Source organism: Psychroflexus salis, from assembly GCF_014640175.1.
GTDB classification, from domain to species: Bacteria; Bacteroidota; Bacteroidia; order Flavobacteriales; family Flavobacteriaceae; genus Psychroflexus; species Psychroflexus salis.
In genome coordinates, this window is record NZ_BMGL01000004.1 from 1 (window position 1) to 21,754 (window position 21,754).

Sequence of the window (21,754 nt, forward strand, 5' to 3'; positions counted from 1 at the left end):
GAGCAGTTTAGCAGAAGGAGAAGTAAGCATCATCTTCAGTAATTTAGAAGCTGGGGTTCGCCAAGTACGCGGGAGAGATGTAGGGGGTTGTGGCGAAGTTATTGTAGAAGTATCCTTAATCGATTATCCACAATTCTTCACCCCCAACGAAGATGGTTATAACGACAGATGGAATATTATTGGTATAGCCAATCAAAACAACGCGAAAATTTATATATTTGACCGCTACGGAAAATTATTGAAGCAATTAAGTCCAAGTAGCCCGGGATGGGATGGCACGTACAACGGTAAAGTAATGCCAGCAAACGATTACTGGTTTAGCGTAGAATACGAAGAACCATCAACCGGAAAGAGACAAGAGTTTAAGGCTAATTTTACATTAAAAAGATAGTAAAATCAGTTTAGGATAAATTAAATCTTTTAATAAAAGGCATTGTAATAGCCGAATAAAAGATAGTTATTTAGTTAAAATTAATAAATACATTACCCCAGTTCAACGCATATGAAGTTAATAAAGACAATTGTTTTAGTCCTATTATTTATTGTTTGTAGTACTAAATCCTTCGCACAAGAAAGAGGAATTCCAGTTTATCAAGATTATTTAACCGATAATTTGTATTTAATACATCCTTCTATGGCTGGTGCAAGTAATCAAAATAAAGCCCGATTAACCGCTAGACAACAATGGTTTGATGTTGATAATCCGCCTAGTCTGCAAACCCTGAGCGTAAACGGAAGGTTAAATGATAAAGTTGGGGTAGGAGCTATTTTGTTTAATGACTCTAATGGTAGATATTCTCAACAAGGTGGTTACCTTTCTTTTGCTTATCATTTAATGTTTTCTCGAAGTACAGCAGACTTACATATGCTTTCATTTGGAACAAATATTGGTATTATACAAAGTGGTTTAAATGAAACCGATTTAGTTGATGCTGGAGCATTTGATCCTATTATTTCTGGAGTAGATCAATCCGAAGCATTTTTCAATGCAGATTTCGGTTTTTCTTATTTCTTTATGGATTGGTTTTCTCATGTTACTGTAAAAAACATTGTTAATCAAGAAAATCAAACTTTTACAGATCAATTTCAAATTATTAATCAACGTCAATATTTAGCAACTTTAGGGTATAATTTCAATACATTTGGTTCTCCATTTTCCTTTGAACCTTCGGTTATGTTTCATCATAGAGAAGCAACAGAAGAGACTAATTTCGATATTAATGGTAAGGCCTATTACGAATTTGATAACGGCATGCTTTGGGGTGGACTTTCATACAGAAGAAGTTTAGATGGTGCTGAATTTTTAGGAAGTAATAGCCAAGCACGTAGTCAAAAACTCCAAACTCTATCTCCTTTTGTTGGTGTAAATTATGGAAACTTTATGTTTGCATATACTTACACTAACAGTGCTTTACAAGAAATTACTATATCGAATTCAGGATTTCACCAAATAACACTTGGTTATAACTTTGGAGAAAACAGAGGTCGTTACAAATGTAATTGTCCAGCTGTTAATTGGTAATTTCAATTAAAAGTTTAAATATTCTATTGTAGGTTTAATTAAAAACCGATTTAAAGTTAAAGCTTGAATAGGTTCTAGATTACAACTATTGCTGTATATTTTAATGTATTTTGATGACGTTTTATTAAAATTAAACAGCTCATTTTTCTTAATTACATTTCGTGTTTGTCTAGCTACTGCAAATCCAGAATCGATAATATGCGTATTTGGTAAGAGCTCTTGTATATTGTTTCTTATAAAAGGATAATGCGTACAACCAAGCACTAATGAGTCAATATTTTTATCTTTAAAAGGTTTTAATTGTTTATAAAGATGATTTGTAAAGTCTTTGCCTAAATGTTTATTTTCTTCAATTGCTTCAACTATATTTTTTCCTTCTACTTGAACTAATTCAATTTCTTTACTAATAAATTTTTTAGTTGTTTCAGCAAATAGTTTGCTTGCTAAAGTTCCCTTAGTAGCTAAAATACCAATTTTATTATTACGGGTTTTAAGTGCAGCAGGTTTAATTGCTGGTTCAATTCCTATAAATGGTATATTATAGTTGTTTCTCAATTCTTTAATGGCATTAGTTGTAGCTGTATTACAGGCAACAACAATTAATTTAGCATTGTAGGTCGAAATAAGTTTTTCTGTGTTTTTATGAGCAAGTTGTTGAATTTGTTTTTTTGTTTTATTTCCATAAGGGGCGTTTTTACTATCAGCAAAGTAAATGATATTTTCATTAGGTAACATTTGGTTAATTTCAGTAGCGATTGATATTCCGCCGATGCCTGAATCGAATATTCCAATAGGTTGCTCCATAAAGATTACTAAATAAAAAAAGCTACTCGAAAGTAGCTTTTTAAAATGATTTATAAATGAATTTTAATTACTTATTTAGCTCAGCTTTTACATCATCCATTAAATTGTATCCGTCGGCTAGTAAAACCCCAGTGCCTGTTGAAGAGTCTAAAACATATTTGTATCCTTTTTCTCTTGCAACTCTTTGAATGATTTCTCTTGCCTTTTCTAATACTGGGCGAAGCATACTCTCTTGTTTCTTTTTAAGCTGCTCTTGAGCATCTTGACTAAATGCCATTATATTGTTTTGCATTTCTTCAAGCTTAGCCATTCTACGCTGGTTTTCTTCTTCTGTTTTTGTGTTTTGTTCAGCTTGGTAACGCTCATTAGTTTTTTGAGCTTCTTTTAACATCTCGTCGATTTGTGTACGGTATGTTTTGTCAATTTTATCAAGTTCAGACATTGCATTTTTATAAGCGTCCATGGTTTCAATCAACTCTTGAGAGTTGATGTGTGCAATTTCAGACTGCGCCATTAGGTTGCTATTAAAGCATAATCCAAAAAATAATAAAAGGCTTAAACTTATTAATTTTAGGTTCTTCATCGTTTTTAATTTAGTAGTGTTAATAATATATTTAGTTGTTTTCTCTTGCTTCTCTAATTGAATCTCGTTTTCTTTTAGCTTCTTCTCTATCTTTGATTAGTTGTGCCTTTCGGTCTTCATATTCTTTTTTTCGAGCTGCACGAATAGAATCTCTTGCACTTAATTGATTTGCTATCCTTTCCTCTCTTTGTGCTTCTCGTGCTTCAGCTTTAGCCTCTTCAGCAGCTTCTTTTTTCTCATCTTCTATAGCACCTTCAACCGATTTGTATTTTTCTCCAAATAGGTCTTCGTCATTGTTAAATGTACCATCTTTTGCAGAACGTTTAATCAACTTTAATATAATGTCGCTTAAATCATGTCTTTTCGCAGCGTAAAGCATTAAAGCATCGCTCGAGCTTTCAAAGATATAATCATAATTTCGATTATCAGCAATTTCTTGTACAGCATTGAAAATTTGATCCTGAATAGGTTGAACGAGCTGTCTTTTCTGCACTAGTAATTCTCCACCAACACCAAATTTTTCATCTTGAAATTCGAACATTTTTCCAGTTAAATACTCAATTTCTTCTTCTTTTTCTTCAATTAGTTCGATAGTTAATAAAGGTCTTTCGTTTTCTAATTCATTTTTTAACTGATCTATTTCTGCTTTTTTATTGGCTAATTCTCTACTCCATTTTTCTGCCTTACTATCTAGCTGTGTTAAGGATTGCTGATATTCAGGAACATTTTCTAAAATATAATCTATATCAACATATCCTATTTTTATTCCACGTTGAGCTTGTAGATTTGTACAAATTAGTACAAATAAAACTATTTTAATGCAATTTTTTAAATTCATATTATATACGTTAAAAATCGTGCCAAATTAAAATTGTTGTCCAATTATAAAGTGTGTTTCCCAGCCATTTGCACCAGTATTTGTTCCAGGAATAGGGTCGAAACCATAACCAAAATCAATACCAAGTAGTCCAAATTGTGGCATGAATATACGAATACCAGCACCAGCCGAACGGTTTAAATCGAAAGGAGAGTATTCTTCAAAACTATCGAAAGTACTCCCAGCTTCAAAAAAGGCTAAACCGTAGATCGATGCGCTTGGGTTTAAGGTAATTGGATACCTTAGATCTAACGTAAATTTATTATAAATTGTTGCACCATCGTTAAAACTTTCTTGAGTTACATTTGTACGGGAGCGAGGTATTATGGATTGGTTAGGGTAGCCACGGAGTGCAATTATTTCTCTTCCATCCATTGCAAAGCCAGCTAAACCATCACCACCAAGAAAAAAGCGTTCGAATGGCGGAATACCTCGGTCGCTGTTATATGCTCCAATAAATCCAAATTCAATATTTTTTCTAAGAACTAATTTATCGAATAAACGATTAAACCATTCTCCTGAAAAATTCACTTTATAAAATTCTAACCAATTGAAGCGCTCTTGATCAATTTCTGCAAGCCTATCATTGTTGTTTTCTGCTAAAGCAACTTCTCTTTCTAAACTTAATTGTTTGTAATCAATATCATTAAATAATGAGTAAGGTGGTGTGAATTTAAGGTTTATGTTAAATCGAGAACCACCCATTGGGAAAATTGGGTTTGAGTATGTATTGTCTCTTCGTAAACCTACTGTAAAAGATAAATTATTTGAATATCCGTTAGGAAATCTAAAGAGCCCAACATTATAATTTTGTAGGTCAAAGTGTTGAAAACCGACTGATGTTGATAAAAAGAAATATTCATCTGGTACACGAAGTCTTTTTCCTAAACCAACGTTTAAACCTGTAATTGAAAATTGACGATCTCGATCTGCTCTTCTCGTAAATGGATCGAATAAAAACTGCTTGGTTTGAGAAAGTGAAACTGAAAGTTGTACTGGTTTTTTACCACCCAGCCAAGGTTCTACAAAGGTTAAGCTATAATTTTGAAAGGCAATACTAGCTTGAGCTCTTAACGATAAAGTTTGACCATCTCCCATTGGTAATGGTTTCCAAGCATCTTTGTCTCCAATTCCACGCAGTGAAAAGTTATTAAAACTTAAACCTAAGGTGCCTATAAAACCACCACCGCCATAACCACCTTGAAGCTGAACTTGGCTGGCTCCTTGTTCGGCAACATTGTACTCCATATCTACTGTTCCATCTACAGGATTTGGATTTTTAATATCAGGACGAATTGATTCGGGATCAAAAAAACCAAGTTGACTCAATTCTCGTGCTGTATTCATTACAGCTTTTTTGCTGTATTGTTCGCCGGGTAATGTTCGTAAACTCCGATAAATAACATGATCGTGTGTTCTGTCATTTCCTCTTACATTCACATTGTTAAAATAAGCAATTGGTCCTTCGGTTATTCTAATTTCAAAATCTATTGTGTCTTGATATACTCGGGTTTCTACAGGGGTAATTCTAGAAAATAAGTACCCATTATCTTGATAAGTGTCCGTTAAATTACCTTCTTTTTGTTTAGGTCCGCCTGTTAGTTTCTCTTCTAATAAAACCCCATTGTAGGGATCGCCTTTTCGAATACCCATTAAGTTTTTAAGTTCCCGATCGGAATAAACACTATTACCTAGAAAAGAAACATCTCCAAAATAATATTGATTACCTTCTCTTACTTTTAAGCCAATTTTTACTGTGCTTTCTTCGTTCTTGATTACAGTATCCGAAATAATTCTTGCATCGCGGTAACCAGATTCTTTTAGTTTATTTACAATTCGTTCTTTATCTTCTTCATAGTCTGCTGGGATTAACTTTGAACGTTTAAAGATTCTGAAAAAGTTTTTTTGCTTTGTGTTTTTCATAAACCTTCTGATTTTTTTGTCTGAAAAATCTTCGTTTCCTGTTATTTCAATTTCTGAAACTTTTATTTTTTCTCCTAAATCAATATTTATGAGCATGTTTTCGCCTACAACTTCATCTAAAGTATCTTTTTGGGCTTGAGTAGTTATTTTAGGGTCTACATTAAGATAACCTTTTTTGCGGTATTCGTTTTTAATGTGATTTTTTGTGTTAGCGATAAAGTTTTCAGTAAGCTTAGTCCCTTTATCAAGTTTTAAGTCTTTTATAAATTCTTCTTGTTTTTTCTTTTTTATTCCTCGAATTTTAACTTCATTAAGCTTGGGCACTTCATTAATTTCGAGTTCTAGGTGAGCTATGTTTCCTTCTGTAACATCCTTTAGGTAAAAATTGATGTCACTAAACAATCCTAAATTCCATAGTTTATTAATTACCTGACTTAATCTGTCTCCAGGTAAAAAAAGTTTTTCTCCTTTTCTTAGGCCGGTAAATGCAATTACTGTCCTTTCATTATAAGTTGTTACGCCAGTTACGCTAATTTCGCCAATTACATATTCTTTGGCATTACCGATTCCTATATCTTGTGCAAGAGTTGGTGTGCTAAATATTCCAAGTAGAAATACCACACATCCTAATATAAACTTTGTTTTTTGCAATCTATTTATGAAGTTGCTCACTTGTTTTTCCAAATCTTCTTTCTCTTTTTTGGTAATTTGTTATTGCTTCAATTAAATGGGTTTTTCTAAAATCGGGCCATAAAACTTCGCAAAAATATAATTCGGCATATGCAATTTGCCATAATAAAAAATTGCTTATGCGTTGTTCTCCACTTGTTCTTATTAATAAATCTACATCAGGTAAATCAAACGTATATAGATGATTATTTATTACATCGTCTGTAATTTCTTCCGACTTCAATTCTTTTTGCTCTACTTTTTGGCTAATTACTTTAACCATATTTCTAATTTCTTCTCGCGAGCCATAGCTTAAAGCCAACGATAGCGTCATCCGATCGTTATCTTTTGTTTTGTCGATTACTTCTAGCAGTTCTTTTTTAGCTTTGCTTGGTAAAGTGTCAACATTTCCAACAACATTCAAACGAATTTTATTTTCCGTTAAGGTTTTTAATTCTTTTTTTAAAGAACTAACTAAAAGCTTCATTAGGGTTTGCACTTCCAATTTTGGTCTATTCCAGTTTTCAGTAGAAAATGCAAAAAGAGTTAAATGTTTTATTCCGATTTCGGCGCATGCTTCTACAGCTTCTCTAACCGATTTAGTTCCTCTTTCATGGCCAGCTGCACGAATCAATCCTTTTTTCTTTGCCCAACGACCATTGCCATCCATAATTATGGCAATGTGTCTAGGTAGTATGTTAGATTTGATTTGTTCCATTAAAAATTACAATAGCATGGTTTTCTTCCAAAAGAATAGGTTAGTGTAAATCCCGCAAACATATACCAATCATTTGTATTTGGATTACCAAAATTAGTAAAATTTGTTTCACCATTGATTTCACTAGGATTGCTTCCATCCAAATTATCGGTAAAGGTGTAGCGTGCACCAAATTCGCCAGCTAAAACCCAGTGTGTTGCAATATTTACTTTAACTCCAAAAATCATTGGAATAGCAAAGCTACCGAATTGTTCTCCTTTAGCCAACCTATTGTTTCTTGCAAAATGGTGATGAGCAAAAAAATAAGTTGGTCCTGTAGCTAAATAAGGTGTTATTTGTGTTTTGGCTTCGTGTGGATCCCAATCCCAAAAGGTATATTCTATTCCTGCTGAAATTTCAGTCATGTCTTGGTTAAAACGATAGTTTCTAGCAATTCTTCTATTCATTCTAGACCTTCTATCGTCTCCATAAGTTCTTGCCCTTAAAATTGAAAAACGAAAAGAATGCCTTACACTTCTATTCCATTTAAAAATTAAACCAAAACTTCCATTTGATCGGTTGGCATAGTCTTCTGGTAAAACGTATGAAGTAGAACCTACGTCTCCTGTAAAATTAGTTCCGCCTATCATAACTCCAACTTCGTAAGTTTGAGCATGTAAAGAAGAACTTAAGAATACTACTAAAAAGCTTACTGTAAGAAAAACTCTCATAAATTTTAAAAGTCTGCAAATATAATAATAATGTTTACCCAATAACTTATTATAAAAGATTTGTAAGTAAAACAACTTAAGTTGAATTTTATTGCTCTAAATTTCTACGATCTTCACCCCAAAGTAGTTTTTTTCGAAGTGTAATTAAAAAGCTAGATTCATGTAATTGCACAAGTGGTATGCTAAAGTTGGCTTTTTGAATTTTAATTTCGGTCTGTGCTGGTAAAGTATAGGTTCTAGAGTCCATTGAGACCAAGAAGAAAGCTTCTCTGCCATGTATTTTAAACCTAAGTTTTTTGTGGTCTGGAAAAACCAAAGGCCTTGCATTTAAATTATGTGGTGCAATTGGTGTAATTATCATAGCTTTAGTTTCTGGGGTAACTATAGGGCCACCACAGCTTAAGGAGTATCCTGTGGAGCCTGTTGGTGTAGAAATTATTATGCCATCTGCCCAGTATGCGTTTAAATAATCTTCATTTAACCAAGTTTCAATTGTTATCATGGAAGTAGAATCTTTCCTGCTAATTGCAACTTCATTTAAGGCATAACTAAACTTTTCTTCAATAGAATTTTCTGGAATGGCTTCAACTTGAATTAGGCTGCGTTGTGAAATAGCATGTTTTCCTGATAATATTGAATTTAATGTTTCTTTAATTTCATTTTTATGAATACTAGCTAAAAAACCTAATCTGCCTGTATTAATACCAACCATAGGTATGTTTAAGTCTTTTACAAACCGAATGGCGGATAAAATAGTGCCATCACCACCAATACAGAAAAAAAAGTCGAAACTTTTATTTAAATTTTCGAATAAATTTGGATTGGAAATTTCTAAAATCTGTTCATCATCAATTAGCGAGAAATATTTCTTTTCGAACCAAATCTCATCGCCACGATCATTTAAAACACTAACAAGCTGTTTAATATATTTTCCAGAATCTGGATAGAAAAATTGTCCAAAAAGAGCAACCTTCATATTTTTAAATGTTTAAAAATTTGTTGAAATAATCCGAATAATCTTTTAGCTTTTCGGTTAGCTTATCTTCTTTATGTAAACTAATAATGTCGTATCCGTATCTTCTTAAGCTTTGTAAAATTTCATTCATGCCATTATGGTCAATTCTAACTGATACCTGTATGTACTCGGTGTCTACAAATTGTGTGAAAATACCTAATAATTTTGCTTGATTAGATTCAATTATTTGAGCTATTTCAGCGTAGGTAAAATCTTCTCTTTTCTTTTGAAGCATAATTTCTTCTCCAGAGAAAGCTAGAAATGGAGTTTCTCTTAAATATGCAAAAAAATCAAATAAAGATAAACTTCCTTCAACTTCATTACTTTCATTTACGAGAAGTATTTGGTCTGTTTCTTGTTCTGCAAACTTTCTTAAAAAATCCAAGGTACCAGTTTGCTTATGTAAACTGCAATTTCTTAGAAGGTAAGGGTAGTTTTCAATTTTAGATTGTATATCTAAGCCTTCTAAATCTTCAATATGTATACTACCTAGATAAATATTATTATCTAGTACGGCAATACATTTTAATTGCTCCTTCTCAAGAAGTTTTAAACAACGCCTAATGCTAGTACTAGTTGTTGTATTAGCAAATTCATGTTCAACGAATTGATAAATTTCTTGTGCTTTCATAGATCATGCAAATTACATTAATTTAATTTACCTAGCTTCAATTTAAACTTGTTTTAATACATTTTTGTTAAAGCTAAATTTTTCTAAGAAATCTCTAAATCCACATTCACAATTGTATTTTTGCTAAAAAATAGTTAGATGACAAGATTAAGTGTAAATATTAATAAAATTGCAACTTTAAGAAATGCTAGGGGTGGAGACATTCCAAACGTGGTTAAAGCAGCACAAGATATAGAAGCATTTGGTGCTCAAGGAATTACAGTACATCCAAGACCAGACGAGCGACACATTCGATATCAAGATGTCCGAGGTTTAGCCAAAGTTGTGCAAACTGAATTTAATGTAGAAGGTAACCCAAACACTAAATTTATCGATTTGGTTTTACAAACTACACCTGCGCAAGTAACCTTAGTACCCGACGCTGTAGATGCCCTAACTTCTAATGCAGGTTGGGATACTATTAAATATAAAGAATATTTACAAGGTGTAATTTCAAGGTTTAAGGCTGAAGGCATTCGAACTTCTATTTTTGTAAATCCAGAACTAAAATGGATTGAAGGTGCAAAAGCAACGGGAGCTGATCGAATTGAATTATATACCGAAGCTTTTGCAACGGGATATACAATTGATAAACACAAAGCAATTGCACCTTATGTAGTTTGTGCTCAAAAAGCGCACGAGTTAGGTTTAGGTGTAAATGCAGGCCACGATTTATCGCTAGAAAACATTCAATTTTTTAAAGAGCAGTTGCCTTATTTAGATGAAGTTTCTATTGGTCATGCTTTAATAGCAGAGTCACTTTATGATGGCTTAGAAACAGTGATTAAAAACTATTTAAATCTTTTGAAATAAGTACATGAAATTACATGTCAATATAGAAGGAAACGGTTTTCCATTGTTAATTTTGCACGGGTTTTTAGGAATGGGTGATAATTGGAAAACCTTAGCAAAAGCTTATGCAGAAAAAGGTTTTGAAGTACATTTAATCGACCAGCGAAATCACGGTCGAAGCCCACATAGTAATGAGTTTAATTACGAAGTACTTGCAGAAGATATATGCGAATATGCATTAGATGCAAGCATAAATCATTTTTCGGTTATTGGGCACTCTATGGGAGGGAAAACGGCTATGCAGCTCGCTTGTAGCTATCCAGACTTAATAGAAAAACTTTTAATAGCAGATATAGCTCCTAAATATTACGCGCCACATCATCAGCAAATATTAAATGGACTAACAAAATTATACGAAACTGAAATAACTTCTCGTCAGCAGGCTGATGAATTATTATCTGCCTTTATTACTGAAAAAGGAATACGTTTGTTTTTGATGAAGAATTTATACCGAAAAGACAAAAATAATTACGGATTACGTGTAAACTTAGATGTGTTAAAATTGAATATAGAAGAAGTCGGTAAGGCGCTTACCGAAGACAAAAAATTTAATGGAGAAACATTGTTTTTAAAAGGAAGCCAGTCAGATTATATTAAAGATGAAGATAAAAGCTTAATAAAACAACACTTTCCTAATGCAAAAATTGATGTTATTCAAAATGCAGGACATTGGTTGCATGCTGAGCAAAGAGAAGCTTTTTACAAAAAAAGCATTAACTTTTTAGAAGCTTAGTTTACTATGTATGCATAATAAGTTAAATTTTTACTTGTTTTATTAGGGATTTAATTTATTTTTGGTCAAATAATTAATAATATATAAATAACCTTAATTAAATTACAACAATATGAAAAAATTAGTACTCAGTTCATTGCTGTTTTTAGCTTTTGCAAGTGCTTATGCTGGTGGATACCGTGTAGGAGCTCAAGGGCAAAGAGCCTTAGCAATGGGTCACTCCGGTGTAGCTGTGGTTAGCAATGCAGAACTTGCTTTTTTTAACCCATCCGGATTAATTCATTTAGAAAATAGATTAAATATTTCAGCTGGAGTAACAGGTGTATTTTCAAATGTGCGTTATCAAAATTCAAATACAGGTCAGTTTACTGAAACGGATTCTGCAATTAGCACGCCTTTTTATCTTAACGCATCATATAAAATTAATGATTGGTTAGCGGCTGGTATAAGTGTTTCAACTCCTTATGGAAGTCAAGTAGAATGGCCCAGAGATTGGGCAGGATCTCACTTAGTAAATGAAATTGAATTAGCTGCAATTTTTGTTCAGCCTTTAGTTTCGATTAAAATAAACGATTACCTTAGTGTTGGTGGTGGACCTATTTTTGTTACAGGTTCAGTTAATTTCAATAGAAATTTAACACGAAGTTTAGTCAATGAAGAAGGAGCAAGATCTAATGTAGAGATAGACGATTCTGGTATTACTAACTGGGGTTGGGGTGCAAGTTTTATGTTTACACCTTCCGATAAGTTAACCATTGGTTTTAATTATCGCTCAGAAATTATGATGAATGCAGAAGGTGGAGAAGCTACTTTTACCAATGTGCCAAACTCGCCGGCTGTGCCAGCTCAGAATGGAGTAGTTCCTTTTAACGCTTCACTTCCTTTGCCTGCAGAGTGGTCTTTAGGAGCATCTTATCAATTTTCAGATAAGTTTATGGCAACTATAGAATATAATCGTACGCTTTGGAATGTTTACGAATCTTTAGATATTAATTTCCCTAGCGGTGCTCCATCATCTATTAATCCAAGAAATTATAAAGATGCTTCTATTTATAGAATTGGTGCTCAATATGAAGTAACTAATCGATTTACATTACGAGGAGGATATTATTTAGACGAATCTCCAGTTCAAGCTGGTTATTTTGCACCCGAAACACCACGTAATGATGCCATGGGTTTTACAGGTGGTTTCTCATTTGATGTAAGCGAAAAATTTGCAGTAGACTTTTCTTTCTTGTATTTACGATTCGACGAAGTAGATGCTTCTTATGATTTTTATTCAGAAGATGGACAAGAAATACCATTTGGTGGAACTTACAAATCCAATGCATTTTTGCCAGGATTAGGAATTACGTATAAATTATAAATTTAAAACCGATGAAAAAATATATATTCTTATCAGCTTTAGCTTCCTTAGCTTTAATAGGCTGTGAGCCAGAATTCGATAGCTCTATTGAAGAAGGAGATTTTTATAGTGCAGGCGATGCTGATTTCTCAAATTTTGTAAGTGTTGGTAATTCACTCACTGCGGGATATGCTGATAATGCACTTTATGTAGAAGGACAATTAAATTCTTTTCCCAATATTATGGCAGGTCAATTTGAATTAGTTGGTGGAGGCGAATTTAAACAACCACTAATGGAAGATAATTTAGGGGGCTTAAAGTTAAATGGTAACCTTATTCAAGGCAATCGTTTAGTTTTAGCTATCAATGAAAACGGAATGCCATCTCCTAGACCTTTAGCTGGAGACCCACAAACTGATATAAGTAATCAGCTTTCTGGAAGTTTTAATAATATGGGAGTTCCTGGTGCTAAAAGTTTTCATTTTGTTGCACCGGGTTATGGAAGTGTACCAGGAGTTGCTCAAGGTACAGCAAATCCATATTTTGCTCGTTTTGCTTCTTCTGCTGAAGCAACTGTAATTGGCGATGCTGCTGCTCAACAACCTAGCTTCTTTTCATTCTGGATTGGGAATAACGACATTTTAGGCTATGCTACTTCAGGAGGTTCTGGCGAAAACCAACAAGGAAATTTTAATCCAGCTACTTATGGTCCTAACGATATAACAGACATTAATGTGTTTGCTAATGTGTATAGCCAAGCTTTAAATTCTATGAACACTGAAACAACTTCTGGAGGTGTTGTATTTAATATACCTAATGTAACTAATATTCCATTTTTTACTACTGTTCCTGTAAATCCAATTCCTTTAGATGCACAAACGGCTGGTGGATTAGCTCAGTTTTATGGTTTATATAACAACCAAATCTTACCTGGTTTACAGGGATTTGGCTTGTTAAGTGCAGATGAAGTTGCTGCAAGACAAGTAAATTTTCAAGCTGGTGAAGGAAATTTTGTAACGGTAAGAGACGAAAGCTTAACAGATATTGCCCCATTCTTGCAAAACCCTCCTTTCAATTTACCGCCAGAGTTAGCCAGTTTATTTGGACAAGTTAGACAAGCTACTGAAAATGATTTAATTACTCTTACAGCTAGCAGTGTAATTGGTTCTCCTATTGGTCAAATTGAATTTATGGGAAATCAAATTCCACTAATTAATGGAATTACAGTTCCTTTGGCAGATCAATTTGTATTAACACCACAAGAACAAATGCAAATTACACAGGCACAAATTGCGTATAATTCTACAATAGAAGGTTTAGCAAATCAAAACAACTTGGCCTTTGTTAATGTAGATGCTATCTTAGCAGAAGCTTCTAACTCAGGAGTTTCTTATAATGGTGGAGTATTAAGTACAGAATTTGCAACAGGTGGTGCGTTTTCTTTAGATGGTGTACATCTAACTCCACGTGGTTACGCCTTAATTGCAAATCGAGCAATTCAAGCTATAAATCAAACTTATAATGCGGATATTCCACAAGTAGATATAGGCTACTACAGAACAATAATGCCGAGTAATAACGTAGACTAGTTTAGCTCGTAATTATAATTATACTAATTAACAGCTGATGTGGTAAAACGCATCAGCTGTTTTTTTATGTTTAATTTTGTCAAATTGAAACACGAAAAACAATACCTATGAAAATTTTAATACAGCTTACCGTAACTGCAATTTTTGTAGTAATGTTAGCTAATATATTGCCAGGAGTTGCTGTAGATAGTTTTCTTACGTCTTTAGTTGTAGCTGCTTTGTTGGCACTACTTAATATTTTTGTGCGACCAATACTAATCTTATTTACATTGCCAATAACCTTGTTAACTTTTGGTTTGTTTTTATTGGTAGTAAACGCTATAATTATACTTATTTGCGATTCCTTAATTTCAGGTTTCGATGTAAATGGCTTTTGGTCTGCGCTACTTTTTAGTTTGCTGCTTTCTATTACGCAATCTGTTGTACGTAAATTTGGGCAAAAAGCAGATCGGCAACCACCATATTAAGTTATTTTAAAAGACTGATTTGCATATTCTTGAAAAATTATGCTGTCCATAATTTTTATTGTACTTTTGCACTTTTAAAAATAGAAGCTAACATATGCAGATTACAAAGGAAAATACAGATAACTTAAACGCAGTTGTTAAAGTAAACGTAGAAAAGCAAGACTACACCGATAAAGTAGAGAAAATTTTAAAAGACTACCGCAAAACCGCTAATATTCCTGGTTTTAGAAAAGGTCATGTGCCGATGGGAATGATTAAGCGACAATACGGACAAGCTGTTTTAGCAGACGAAGTGAATAAGCTAATACAAGAGTCACTCAATAAATTTCTTACCGAAGAAAAACTAGATATCCTAGGTAATCCTATTCCAAAAGCGCAAGACGATTTTAGCTGGGATAACGATAATTACGAATTTGAGTTTGAAGTGGGTTTAGCGCCAGAAATCAATATTGATTTTAGTAATAAAAAAGCTATAACACATTATAAAATTGCAGCAGATGATGCTATGATCGATGATCAAATAAAATTGATTCAACGTCAGTATGGTAAAATGGTTTCACAAAATGAAATTAAAGAAGGATACACCATTCTAGCAAAATTCATCAATACAGACGAAGGTATCGAAAATGAATCTTCATTTAAATTAGAAGATTTAAAAGGAAAGAAAAACAAAGAATTATTTAAGGGGGCAAAAACTGGTGATACTTTACAAGTTTCTAGCAAAAAGCTATTTGCTGAAGATAATAAATTAGCTATACACCTAGGTATTGAAGCTGAAAAAGCCAAGGATCTAGATATTCAGCTTAATGTTGATGTTGTTGAAATTAATGAAGAAATTCCGCATGAACTAAACCAAGAATTATTCGATAAATACGCAGGAAAAGAAGGGAAAATCAATTCAGAAAAAGAATTAAAAAACTTCATTAAAGAACAAGCAGCAGAACAATTTGTACAACATAGCGATCAACAGCTACTTAATGATGTAACAGAACATTTATTAGCCAATACCAAATTTGATTTACCTGTAGAATTTCTTCAAAAGTGGATTCAAATTTCTGGCGAAAAAGAATTATCTGAAGAAGAAGCTAAAGAAGAATTCGAAAAAAGTGAAAAAGGAATTCGTTACCAACTCATCGAAGCTAAAATTATAAAAGACAACGACATTCAGGTGAAGCCCGAAGAAGTTAAAGAAATGATGAAAGACCGTATTAGAATGCAAATGGCACAATACGGTGGGGCTAACTTTCCAGACGAGCAGATGGAGCAATTTGCCAACCAAATGCTTAGCAACCAAGATGAAGCTCGAAAAGTTTCTGAGCAAGTAATGAGTAATAAAATATTAGCTTTACTGAAAGAAAAATTAAATTTAAAAGAAAAGGAAGTGAGCTTTAAAAAGTTTGCTGACGAAGTTTATAAGTAATTAAATTAAAATGAACTAACTTTTGTTAAGCTTGTTTTCAATACATAAGTTTAGCAAAAGTTTTTGAGTTTAAAATAAGCATCTTCCTATCTTCGTTTCACTAAATAAAAGATTGATGAAAATAAATCAGGAATTCAAAAAATACGCAACTCAACACCACGGAATCAATAGCAATTATTACGATAAGCTAATTACGAGCATAACACCAACTGCTATGACGCCCAACATTATTGAAGAGCGACAGATGAATGCGGTGGCTATGGACGTTTTTTCTAGATTAATGATGGATCGAATTATTTTTCTAGGAACACCTATAAACGACCAAGTTGCTAATATTATTCAAGCACAATTATTGTTTTTAGAAAGTACAGATGCTTCAAAAGACATTCAAATTTACATTAACTCTCCTGGTGGAAGCGTTTATGCTGGATTAGGTATTTACGATACCATGCAATTTATTAAACCTGATGTGGCTACTATTAATACAGGTATGGCAGCTTCTATGGGTGCAGTTTTGTTGTGTGCTGGTGCTGATGGAAAAAGAAGCGGACTGCCACATTCTCGAGTAATGATACACCAACCTATGGGTGGAGCTCAAGGTCAAGCAGACGATATTGAAATTACAGCAAAACAAATTGTTTTGTTAAAAGAAGAATTATACCGAATTATTGCAAAGCATTCTAAAAAAGAGTACGATAATGTTTACAAAGATGGCGATCGTGATTTCTGGATGAATGCTGATGAAGCGCTAAATTACGGTATGATTGACGAAATTTTGAAAAGAGAATAAACATGGCTAAAGATAATTTACAATGTTCCTTTTGTGGAAGAAAAAAAGCGGAAACCAACTTGTTAATTGCGGGTTTAGATGCCCACATCTGCGATCGTTGTATTGAGCAAGCACATGGTATTGTGCTTGAAGAAGCCAAACAAGAATCGAATAGCGATTTAAGTTCAGAATTAGTTTTGCGAAAACCACGATCCATTAAACAATTTTTAGACGAATATGTTATTGGGCAAGACCAAACTAAAAAAGTAATGTCGGTTGCAGTTTATAACCATTATAAACGATTATTACAACCCAAAAGTGACCATGATATTGAAATTCAAAAATCCAATATCCTAATGGTCGGTCAAACAGGAACAGGTAAAACATTGGTTGCTAAAACCATTGCAAGAATGTTGAATGTTCCTTTAGCTATCGTAGATGCTACCGTTTTAACCGAAGCGGGCTATGTTGGTGAAGATGTTGAAACCATCTTAACTAAATTATTAGCAGCTGCAGATTATAATGTTGAAAAAGCTGAGCGAGGAATTGTATTTATCGATGAGATTGATAAAATTGCACGCAAGAGCGATAATCCGTCTATTACACGAGATGTAAGCGGAGAAGGTGTACAACAAGCTTTATTAAAATTACTAGAAGGAACCACAGTTAACGTTCCGCCAAAAGGAGGAAGAAAACATCCTGATCAAAAATTTATTGAGGTGAATACCGAAAACATTCTCTTTATAGCAGGTGGGGCTTTCGATGGTATTGAGCGAAATATCTCTAAACGTTTAAATATGCAGGCTGTTGGTTATGGCGCATCTAAACAAGGTGAAGGTGTAGATAAAGAAAATATGTTGAAGTATATTATACCAAAAGATGTAAAAGATTATGGTTTAATTCCTGAAATTATTGGAAGACTTCCTGTACTTACACATATGGATCCATTAGATAAGGATACTTTGAAAATGATTCTTACTGTACCTAAGAATGCTATTATTAAACAATATGAAAAGTTGTTCGAAATGGATGATATTCAGTTTAGTATTACTGATGGTGCTTTAGATTATATTGTAGAACAAGCTTTGGAATACCAATTAGGCGCTCGTGGCTTACGATCGCTTTGTGAAGCAATTTTAACTGATGCCATGTTCGATTTGCCAGATACAGGCGAAAAAGAATTTAGAGTCACTAAAACCTACGCAGAACAGCGTTTAGATAAATCTGGAATTAGTAAATTAAAAGCAGCTTCATAACTATACTGAAGCTTTAATAATTTCCTAAAACCTTCTATAAAACTCAATGTTCTGTTGTTTGCTTTATTTTAAAGTCGTGACCTGTTCTTGTTTCTTTATGTCCTGATTTTTTATTCCATAAATAAGCTCAATAATCAAGTATAAGCAATTAGGATATATATTTTTAATAATTGTTGTATTGATTTTAATAAAACAAATATGTAATTTTCCTTTAAAAGATAAAATTGCCTTTTAAAATTAAAAATCCCTGTAAATTCTTTACTTTTCTGATTTTAATTGATTCCTTAATAAGGCATTTTCTCGTTCTAAAGTTTCTACAAGTTTTACTAGGTATGTATTTTCTGAGTCTTTTTTGAGTAAATCACGAGTCTTACTTTTTCCAACAATTGCATTGGAATTGGTAATTGTGTTCTCAGATATGTTAAATATTTGGCTAACTTCAAATTCCAAAATTTGCCTCACTTCGACTTGTAAAATTTCTGCAATTTGTTCAAGTCTGCGTATGCTAATATCAACGTTTCCTTGCTCAATTTTCGCATAGCCACTAGAACTCATCTCCAAAAAAGCAGCCATTTCTTCTCGAGTATAATTTTTTAGTTCTCTAAATTTTTTAATGTTTCGGGGTATTTTTTCTACTAACATATCTAATAAATAATTTTAGTTTTTAAAACCAAAAGTACGTTTTAAAGTAATCAAATAAAATTTTTTTAGCTTTATCTTTAATTTTTTTCCTTTTAATTCTAAAACACACCATAAAAAGGTAAAATTTGTATCAATAGTTAAGTGGTTAGTGTTTGCATCATCTAAGTTTGTGTTTTATTAATCTGAAATACATGGTTTTAAGAGGCAGTACAAATAATTTTAAATTGTTGGCAAACAGCGCTATGTGTTTGTTTGCAGTTGTAACATTTGCATCACAACCTATTGTTTTTGGAATTGAAAATATCCATGTTCAAAAAAATACATTAACAACATTTGTGATAAACCATGAACAATTTCCTTTAACAGATAATTTGTATATGCCAGAAGTCAAATTAACTAAGGCTTTAAGCAACATAAGTAATACAAAAGGCAGTCCAGCTTCTATTATTTTTATAACAAAAGGAACTACAGTCTCCGGATTTAAAAATTTAAATACAATTGTTCTTAATTCTTCTTTTATAGAGGAAAAAATCAAATCGGTAATAAGTGTTGAACATGAAGAATTTCCGAAAATTTTAGTAAAAAAGAGCCATAGTAGTCAAGAACAGCCGTTAAAGCTCGTAAATGGAATAAAAACATATCCTTGTTTACCGCATTTGCCAATACCTTATCCTCTAGAAAATGTAAAAAAAACAGTTCTTTCAAATAGCTTCATAAAATCGAATTATTTACCAAAGCAAACAAATTCTTCTAAGATTTGCTATTCAAAATTTATTCTTTCCATTGCTCAAGAACTAGAAATTTCTAACTTCAATAAAGCTACAGCTCGTATCAACCTTCAAAATGATACGCTTATTCCATTTTTATTTGGATATTCGGGATTAGCCCCACCTAATATACAACTGTCCTAATTGATGAAAGCAGTCTTTTACACAGAATTTAAAATATACTTGTTCATTTTTTTGGTTTTAATGTCTTTTAAGCATTTTCCTAAATTTACATAAACTAGTTTTTTTGTTTTTATCAAGTTTGACACAACACCACTAATTATTACTCTTCATATGTTTACTTAATTTAAATGCAAGGCTAACAAAAACACTTACTAAATTTTAATTTTTTTAAAATATAGTAAAAGTCTAAACCATTATTAATGAATAAATGAACCCATAGCTAACCAAAAGTTACATTTTAAAATATAATAAAAATTATGAATAAAATACTATACACCATAAGCTTAATCCTACTTAGTTCACTAGCTTTTGCTCAAGTAGGTATTGGAACTATAACCCCAAATTCTGATGCACTACTAGATATTGATGCTACAGACAAGGGAGTGCTTATTCCAAGAATTGAATTAACATCTTTAACAAGTTCCAGTCCGCTTTCAGAAAATGTAGCTGGTATGATTGTTTACAACACAGCTACAGCTGGTACGACTCCTAATAATGTAACCCCAGGCTTCTATTACAACGACGGTACTGTATGGGTGCGCGTTGGGGCGGCCAATCAAGACCGATTTAATATTTACGAAGATGATGGAAGCCTTACAGAAAATAGAACTGTTACACAGGGCAGTAATACGCTTGCTTTTACATCTAGTGCAGCAGACGCATTTAGTGTAGATGGTCAAACATTTAGCGTAAATGCAGCGAATGATAGGGTTGGTATAGGTACAAATAATCCTTTTGAAAAATTACATATAAATGGGGGTAATTTAAGAATTAGCCAAGGTAGCGAAACTTTAGGTGTTCCCGAGCCATCAGTTTTAATACAATCCAACCTTAATGGAGGTACTGCTGGTGGTAAAATAGAGTTTCAAGAGCCCTTTTCTCAAATCGGATATAGAATAAAACAATTTACGCAAGATGCTATCGATGGGCTCTATTTTCAACGATTTTTTACAAGTACAACTACAGACTTGTTAACTTTGAGAAATAATGGAAGGGTTGGTATAGGTGAAACTGATCCAGCAGAAAGATTAGAAGTTTCTGGTAATGCTTTATTCAATAATTCAGCAAGCGATTTTGCATTTTCAAGATATATTTCTAATGATGGAGTTACTAGTCAGATAGGTTCTTCTTCTTCAGCATCTGCTTTTGGTGCAGGGGCTTTTATTGGTACAGTATCAAATGACCCCTTGAACTTCATTGCAAATAATGCGCCTGTTACAAGATTAACTTCAGATTTTTTTGTTCCAAATGGTTCAAATTTAGTCAGTTTAGGTTCTTCTGTTGATCGTTGGAGCAGCATTTTTGGTGGAACTAGCCTAAACATGTTCAATGATTCTGAAGATTTTGTGTTTAGTAGATTTCAATCTCAAGGAGGAGTAATCAGCCAAATAGGTTCATCATCTTCTACTTCTGCTTTTGGTGCTGGCTCATTTGTTGGTTCATTTACTAATAATCCTATAAATTTTATTGTTGACAATTTTCCTGTAACAAGATTAAATACAGATAGGTTTGTGCCTAACGGTACTAATTTAATAGACTTGGGTTCTACCACCGATAGATGGAGAAGTGTATTTGTTAGAAATTCTGTAAGAATTGGAAATACACCAACTTCGGGTAATTTATTTGAAGGGAATTCGAACCTTGGAGGTATAGAACTTGTTGGAGAAGCCGATGGTGGATATATTTCTGTTCAAAGAGATGGTATAGAACCTGGTTTACATGTTACCAAAAGAACTGGAAGCAGTGGAGATGCTCTATCAGCTTACTTTTTAAATGGATCAGAACGTGGTAGTGTAAGATTAACAACAGGCGGTGTATCATTCAATACTACATCAGACAAGAGACTAAAAACCAATATAAAGGAAACTGAACTAGGTTTAGAAACAATTAATCAAATTGATATTTATGATTATGTGTACAAGTCAGATAAGACGAATACTGTTGTTACAGGTTTTTTAGCTCAGGAATTACATGAAATTTTACCTCAAGCTGTTTACAAAGGTGGTGACGACCCCAACAATGATCCCTGGCAAGTTGATTATGGATCTATCACTCCAATATTAGTAAAAGCAATACAAGAGCAACAAGCCCAAATAGAAGCTTTAAAATCTGAAATTCATGCATTGAAGTCAGAAAAATAATTTTTAATTATGATATAATTAACTAAGCCTCTTGGTGTTTTGCAATCAATCACTATGAGGTTTTTGTTTTTTAAGAGTAAAAAAATAACTAGGCATAAA

The 21,754-nt window shown here is 32.9% G+C and carries 21 protein-coding genes; 12 read left to right on the forward strand and 9 right to left on the reverse strand.

What is annotated here, in order from left to right; all coding sequences use genetic code 11:
* Both IEV63_RS03595 and IEV63_RS03600 read left to right on the forward strand, forming a co-directional pair.
* Positions 1-391: T9SS type B sorting domain-containing protein (locus tag IEV63_RS03595; protein WP_188405397.1), on the forward strand; the 391-nt coding region annotated here is incomplete at its 5' end.
* 111 nt (positions 392-502) lie between these two features.
* A complete protein-coding gene (locus IEV63_RS03600) occupies positions 503-1,522 on the forward strand; it encodes a PorP/SprF family type IX secretion system membrane protein (RefSeq protein ID WP_188405398.1) in 1,020 nt (339 codons plus the stop codon).
* A gap of 6 nt (positions 1,523-1,528) precedes the next feature.
* Here the strand turns inward: IEV63_RS03600 and murI are convergent, their stop codons facing one another.
* The 8 genes from murI to IEV63_RS03640 all read right to left on the reverse strand — a co-directional run bounded on the left by murI (position 1,529) and on the right by IEV63_RS03640 (position 9,452).
* Positions 1,529-2,326: a glutamate racemase gene (gene murI, locus IEV63_RS03605; protein WP_188405399.1), complete on the reverse strand. Its 798-nt coding sequence runs from the start codon at positions 2,324-2,326 to the stop codon at positions 1,529-1,531.
* Between the two features lie 67 nt (positions 2,327-2,393).
* Positions 2,394-2,909, reverse strand: coding sequence for an OmpH/Skp family outer membrane protein (locus IEV63_RS03610; protein WP_188405400.1), 516 nt, complete (start codon positions 2,907-2,909; stop codon positions 2,394-2,396).
* Between the two features lie 31 nt (positions 2,910-2,940).
* Positions 2,941-3,747, reverse strand: a complete 807-nt coding sequence (locus IEV63_RS03615; protein ID WP_188405401.1) for an OmpH/Skp family outer membrane protein — start codon at positions 3,745-3,747, stop codon at positions 2,941-2,943.
* A gap of 27 nt (positions 3,748-3,774) precedes the next feature.
* A complete protein-coding gene (locus tag IEV63_RS03620) occupies positions 3,775-6,393 on the reverse strand; it encodes a BamA/OMP85 family outer membrane protein (RefSeq protein WP_188405402.1) in 2,619 nt (872 codons plus the stop codon).
* The gene (uppS, locus tag IEV63_RS03625) at positions 6,362-7,096 is read right to left on the reverse strand and encodes an undecaprenyl pyrophosphate synthase (protein ID WP_188405403.1); all 735 of its coding nucleotides are present in this window, start codon (positions 7,094-7,096) and stop codon (positions 6,362-6,364) included. Before uppS ends, IEV63_RS03620 begins: the two co-directional genes overlap by 32 nt.
* The gene (gene porG / locus IEV63_RS03630; protein WP_188405404.1) at positions 7,096-7,806 is read right to left on the reverse strand and encodes a type IX secretion system protein PorG; all 711 of its coding nucleotides are present in this window, start codon (positions 7,804-7,806) and stop codon (positions 7,096-7,098) included. Before porG ends, uppS begins: the two co-directional genes overlap by 1 nt.
* An 88-nt stretch (positions 7,807-7,894) precedes the next feature.
* A complete protein-coding gene (locus tag IEV63_RS03635) occupies positions 7,895-8,782 on the reverse strand; it encodes an NAD kinase (RefSeq protein WP_188405405.1) in 888 nt (295 codons plus the stop codon).
* A 4-nt stretch (positions 8,783-8,786) separates the two neighbouring features.
* The gene (locus IEV63_RS03640; RefSeq protein WP_188405406.1) at positions 8,787-9,452 is read right to left on the reverse strand and encodes a CBS domain-containing protein; all 666 of its coding nucleotides are present in this window, start codon (positions 9,450-9,452) and stop codon (positions 8,787-8,789) included.
* 138 nt (positions 9,453-9,590) lie between these two features.
* On the opposite strand from IEV63_RS03640, the gene IEV63_RS03645 reads away from it, so the two are divergent.
* From IEV63_RS03645 to clpX, 8 genes are all read left to right on the forward strand, one after another.
* Entirely contained in the window at positions 9,591-10,304 is a 714-nt protein-coding gene (locus tag IEV63_RS03645; RefSeq protein WP_188405407.1) for a pyridoxine 5'-phosphate synthase, read from the forward strand.
* A 4-nt stretch (positions 10,305-10,308) separates the two neighbouring features.
* Positions 10,309-11,076, forward strand: a complete 768-nt coding sequence (locus IEV63_RS03650) for an alpha/beta fold hydrolase (RefSeq protein ID WP_188405408.1) — start codon at positions 10,309-10,311, stop codon at positions 11,074-11,076.
* A gap of 112 nt (positions 11,077-11,188) precedes the next feature.
* Positions 11,189-12,442 carry an OmpP1/FadL family transporter gene (locus tag IEV63_RS03655; protein WP_188405409.1) on the forward strand — a complete coding sequence of 418 codons (1,254 nt, stop codon included), beginning with the start codon at positions 11,189-11,191 and terminating at the stop codon, positions 12,440-12,442.
* Positions 12,443-12,453: 11 nt separating this feature from the next.
* Positions 12,454-14,010, forward strand: coding sequence for an SGNH/GDSL hydrolase family protein (locus tag IEV63_RS03660; protein WP_188405410.1), 1,557 nt, complete (start codon positions 12,454-12,456; stop codon positions 14,008-14,010).
* A gap of 107 nt (positions 14,011-14,117) precedes the next feature.
* Complete coding sequence (locus IEV63_RS03665) at positions 14,118-14,477, forward strand: phage holin family protein (RefSeq protein WP_188405411.1); 360 nt, start codon at positions 14,118-14,120, stop codon at positions 14,475-14,477.
* Positions 14,478-14,571: 94 nt separating this feature from the next.
* Positions 14,572-15,897, forward strand: a complete 1,326-nt coding sequence (gene tig / locus IEV63_RS03670) for a trigger factor (RefSeq protein WP_188405412.1) — start codon at positions 14,572-14,574, stop codon at positions 15,895-15,897.
* Positions 15,898-16,012: 115 nt separating this feature from the next.
* Positions 16,013-16,687 carry an ATP-dependent Clp endopeptidase proteolytic subunit ClpP gene (clpP, locus tag IEV63_RS03675; RefSeq protein WP_188405413.1) on the forward strand — a complete coding sequence of 225 codons (675 nt, stop codon included), beginning with the start codon at positions 16,013-16,015 and terminating at the stop codon, positions 16,685-16,687.
* A gap of 2 nt (positions 16,688-16,689) precedes the next feature.
* Entirely contained in the window at positions 16,690-17,922 is a 1,233-nt protein-coding gene (gene clpX / locus IEV63_RS03680; protein ID WP_188405414.1) for an ATP-dependent Clp protease ATP-binding subunit ClpX, read from the forward strand.
* A 258-nt stretch (positions 17,923-18,180) separates the two neighbouring features.
* Here the strand turns inward: clpX and IEV63_RS03685 are convergent, their stop codons facing one another.
* Complete coding sequence (locus IEV63_RS03685) at positions 18,181-18,564, reverse strand: helix-turn-helix domain-containing protein (RefSeq protein ID WP_188405415.1); 384 nt, start codon at positions 18,562-18,564, stop codon at positions 18,181-18,183.
* Positions 18,565-18,755: 191 nt separating this feature from the next.
* Between IEV63_RS03685 and IEV63_RS03690 the strand changes: the two genes are divergently transcribed.
* Together IEV63_RS03690 and IEV63_RS03695 are read left to right on the forward strand one after the other, a co-directional pair.
* Positions 18,756-19,475, forward strand: coding sequence for a hypothetical protein (locus IEV63_RS03690; protein WP_188405416.1), 720 nt, complete (start codon positions 18,756-18,758; stop codon positions 19,473-19,475).
* Between the two features lie 296 nt (positions 19,476-19,771).
* Positions 19,772-21,655: a tail fiber domain-containing protein gene (locus IEV63_RS03695; protein ID WP_188405417.1), complete on the forward strand. Its 1,884-nt coding sequence runs from the start codon at positions 19,772-19,774 to the stop codon at positions 21,653-21,655.
* Positions 21,656-21,754 lie beyond the last annotated feature (99 nt).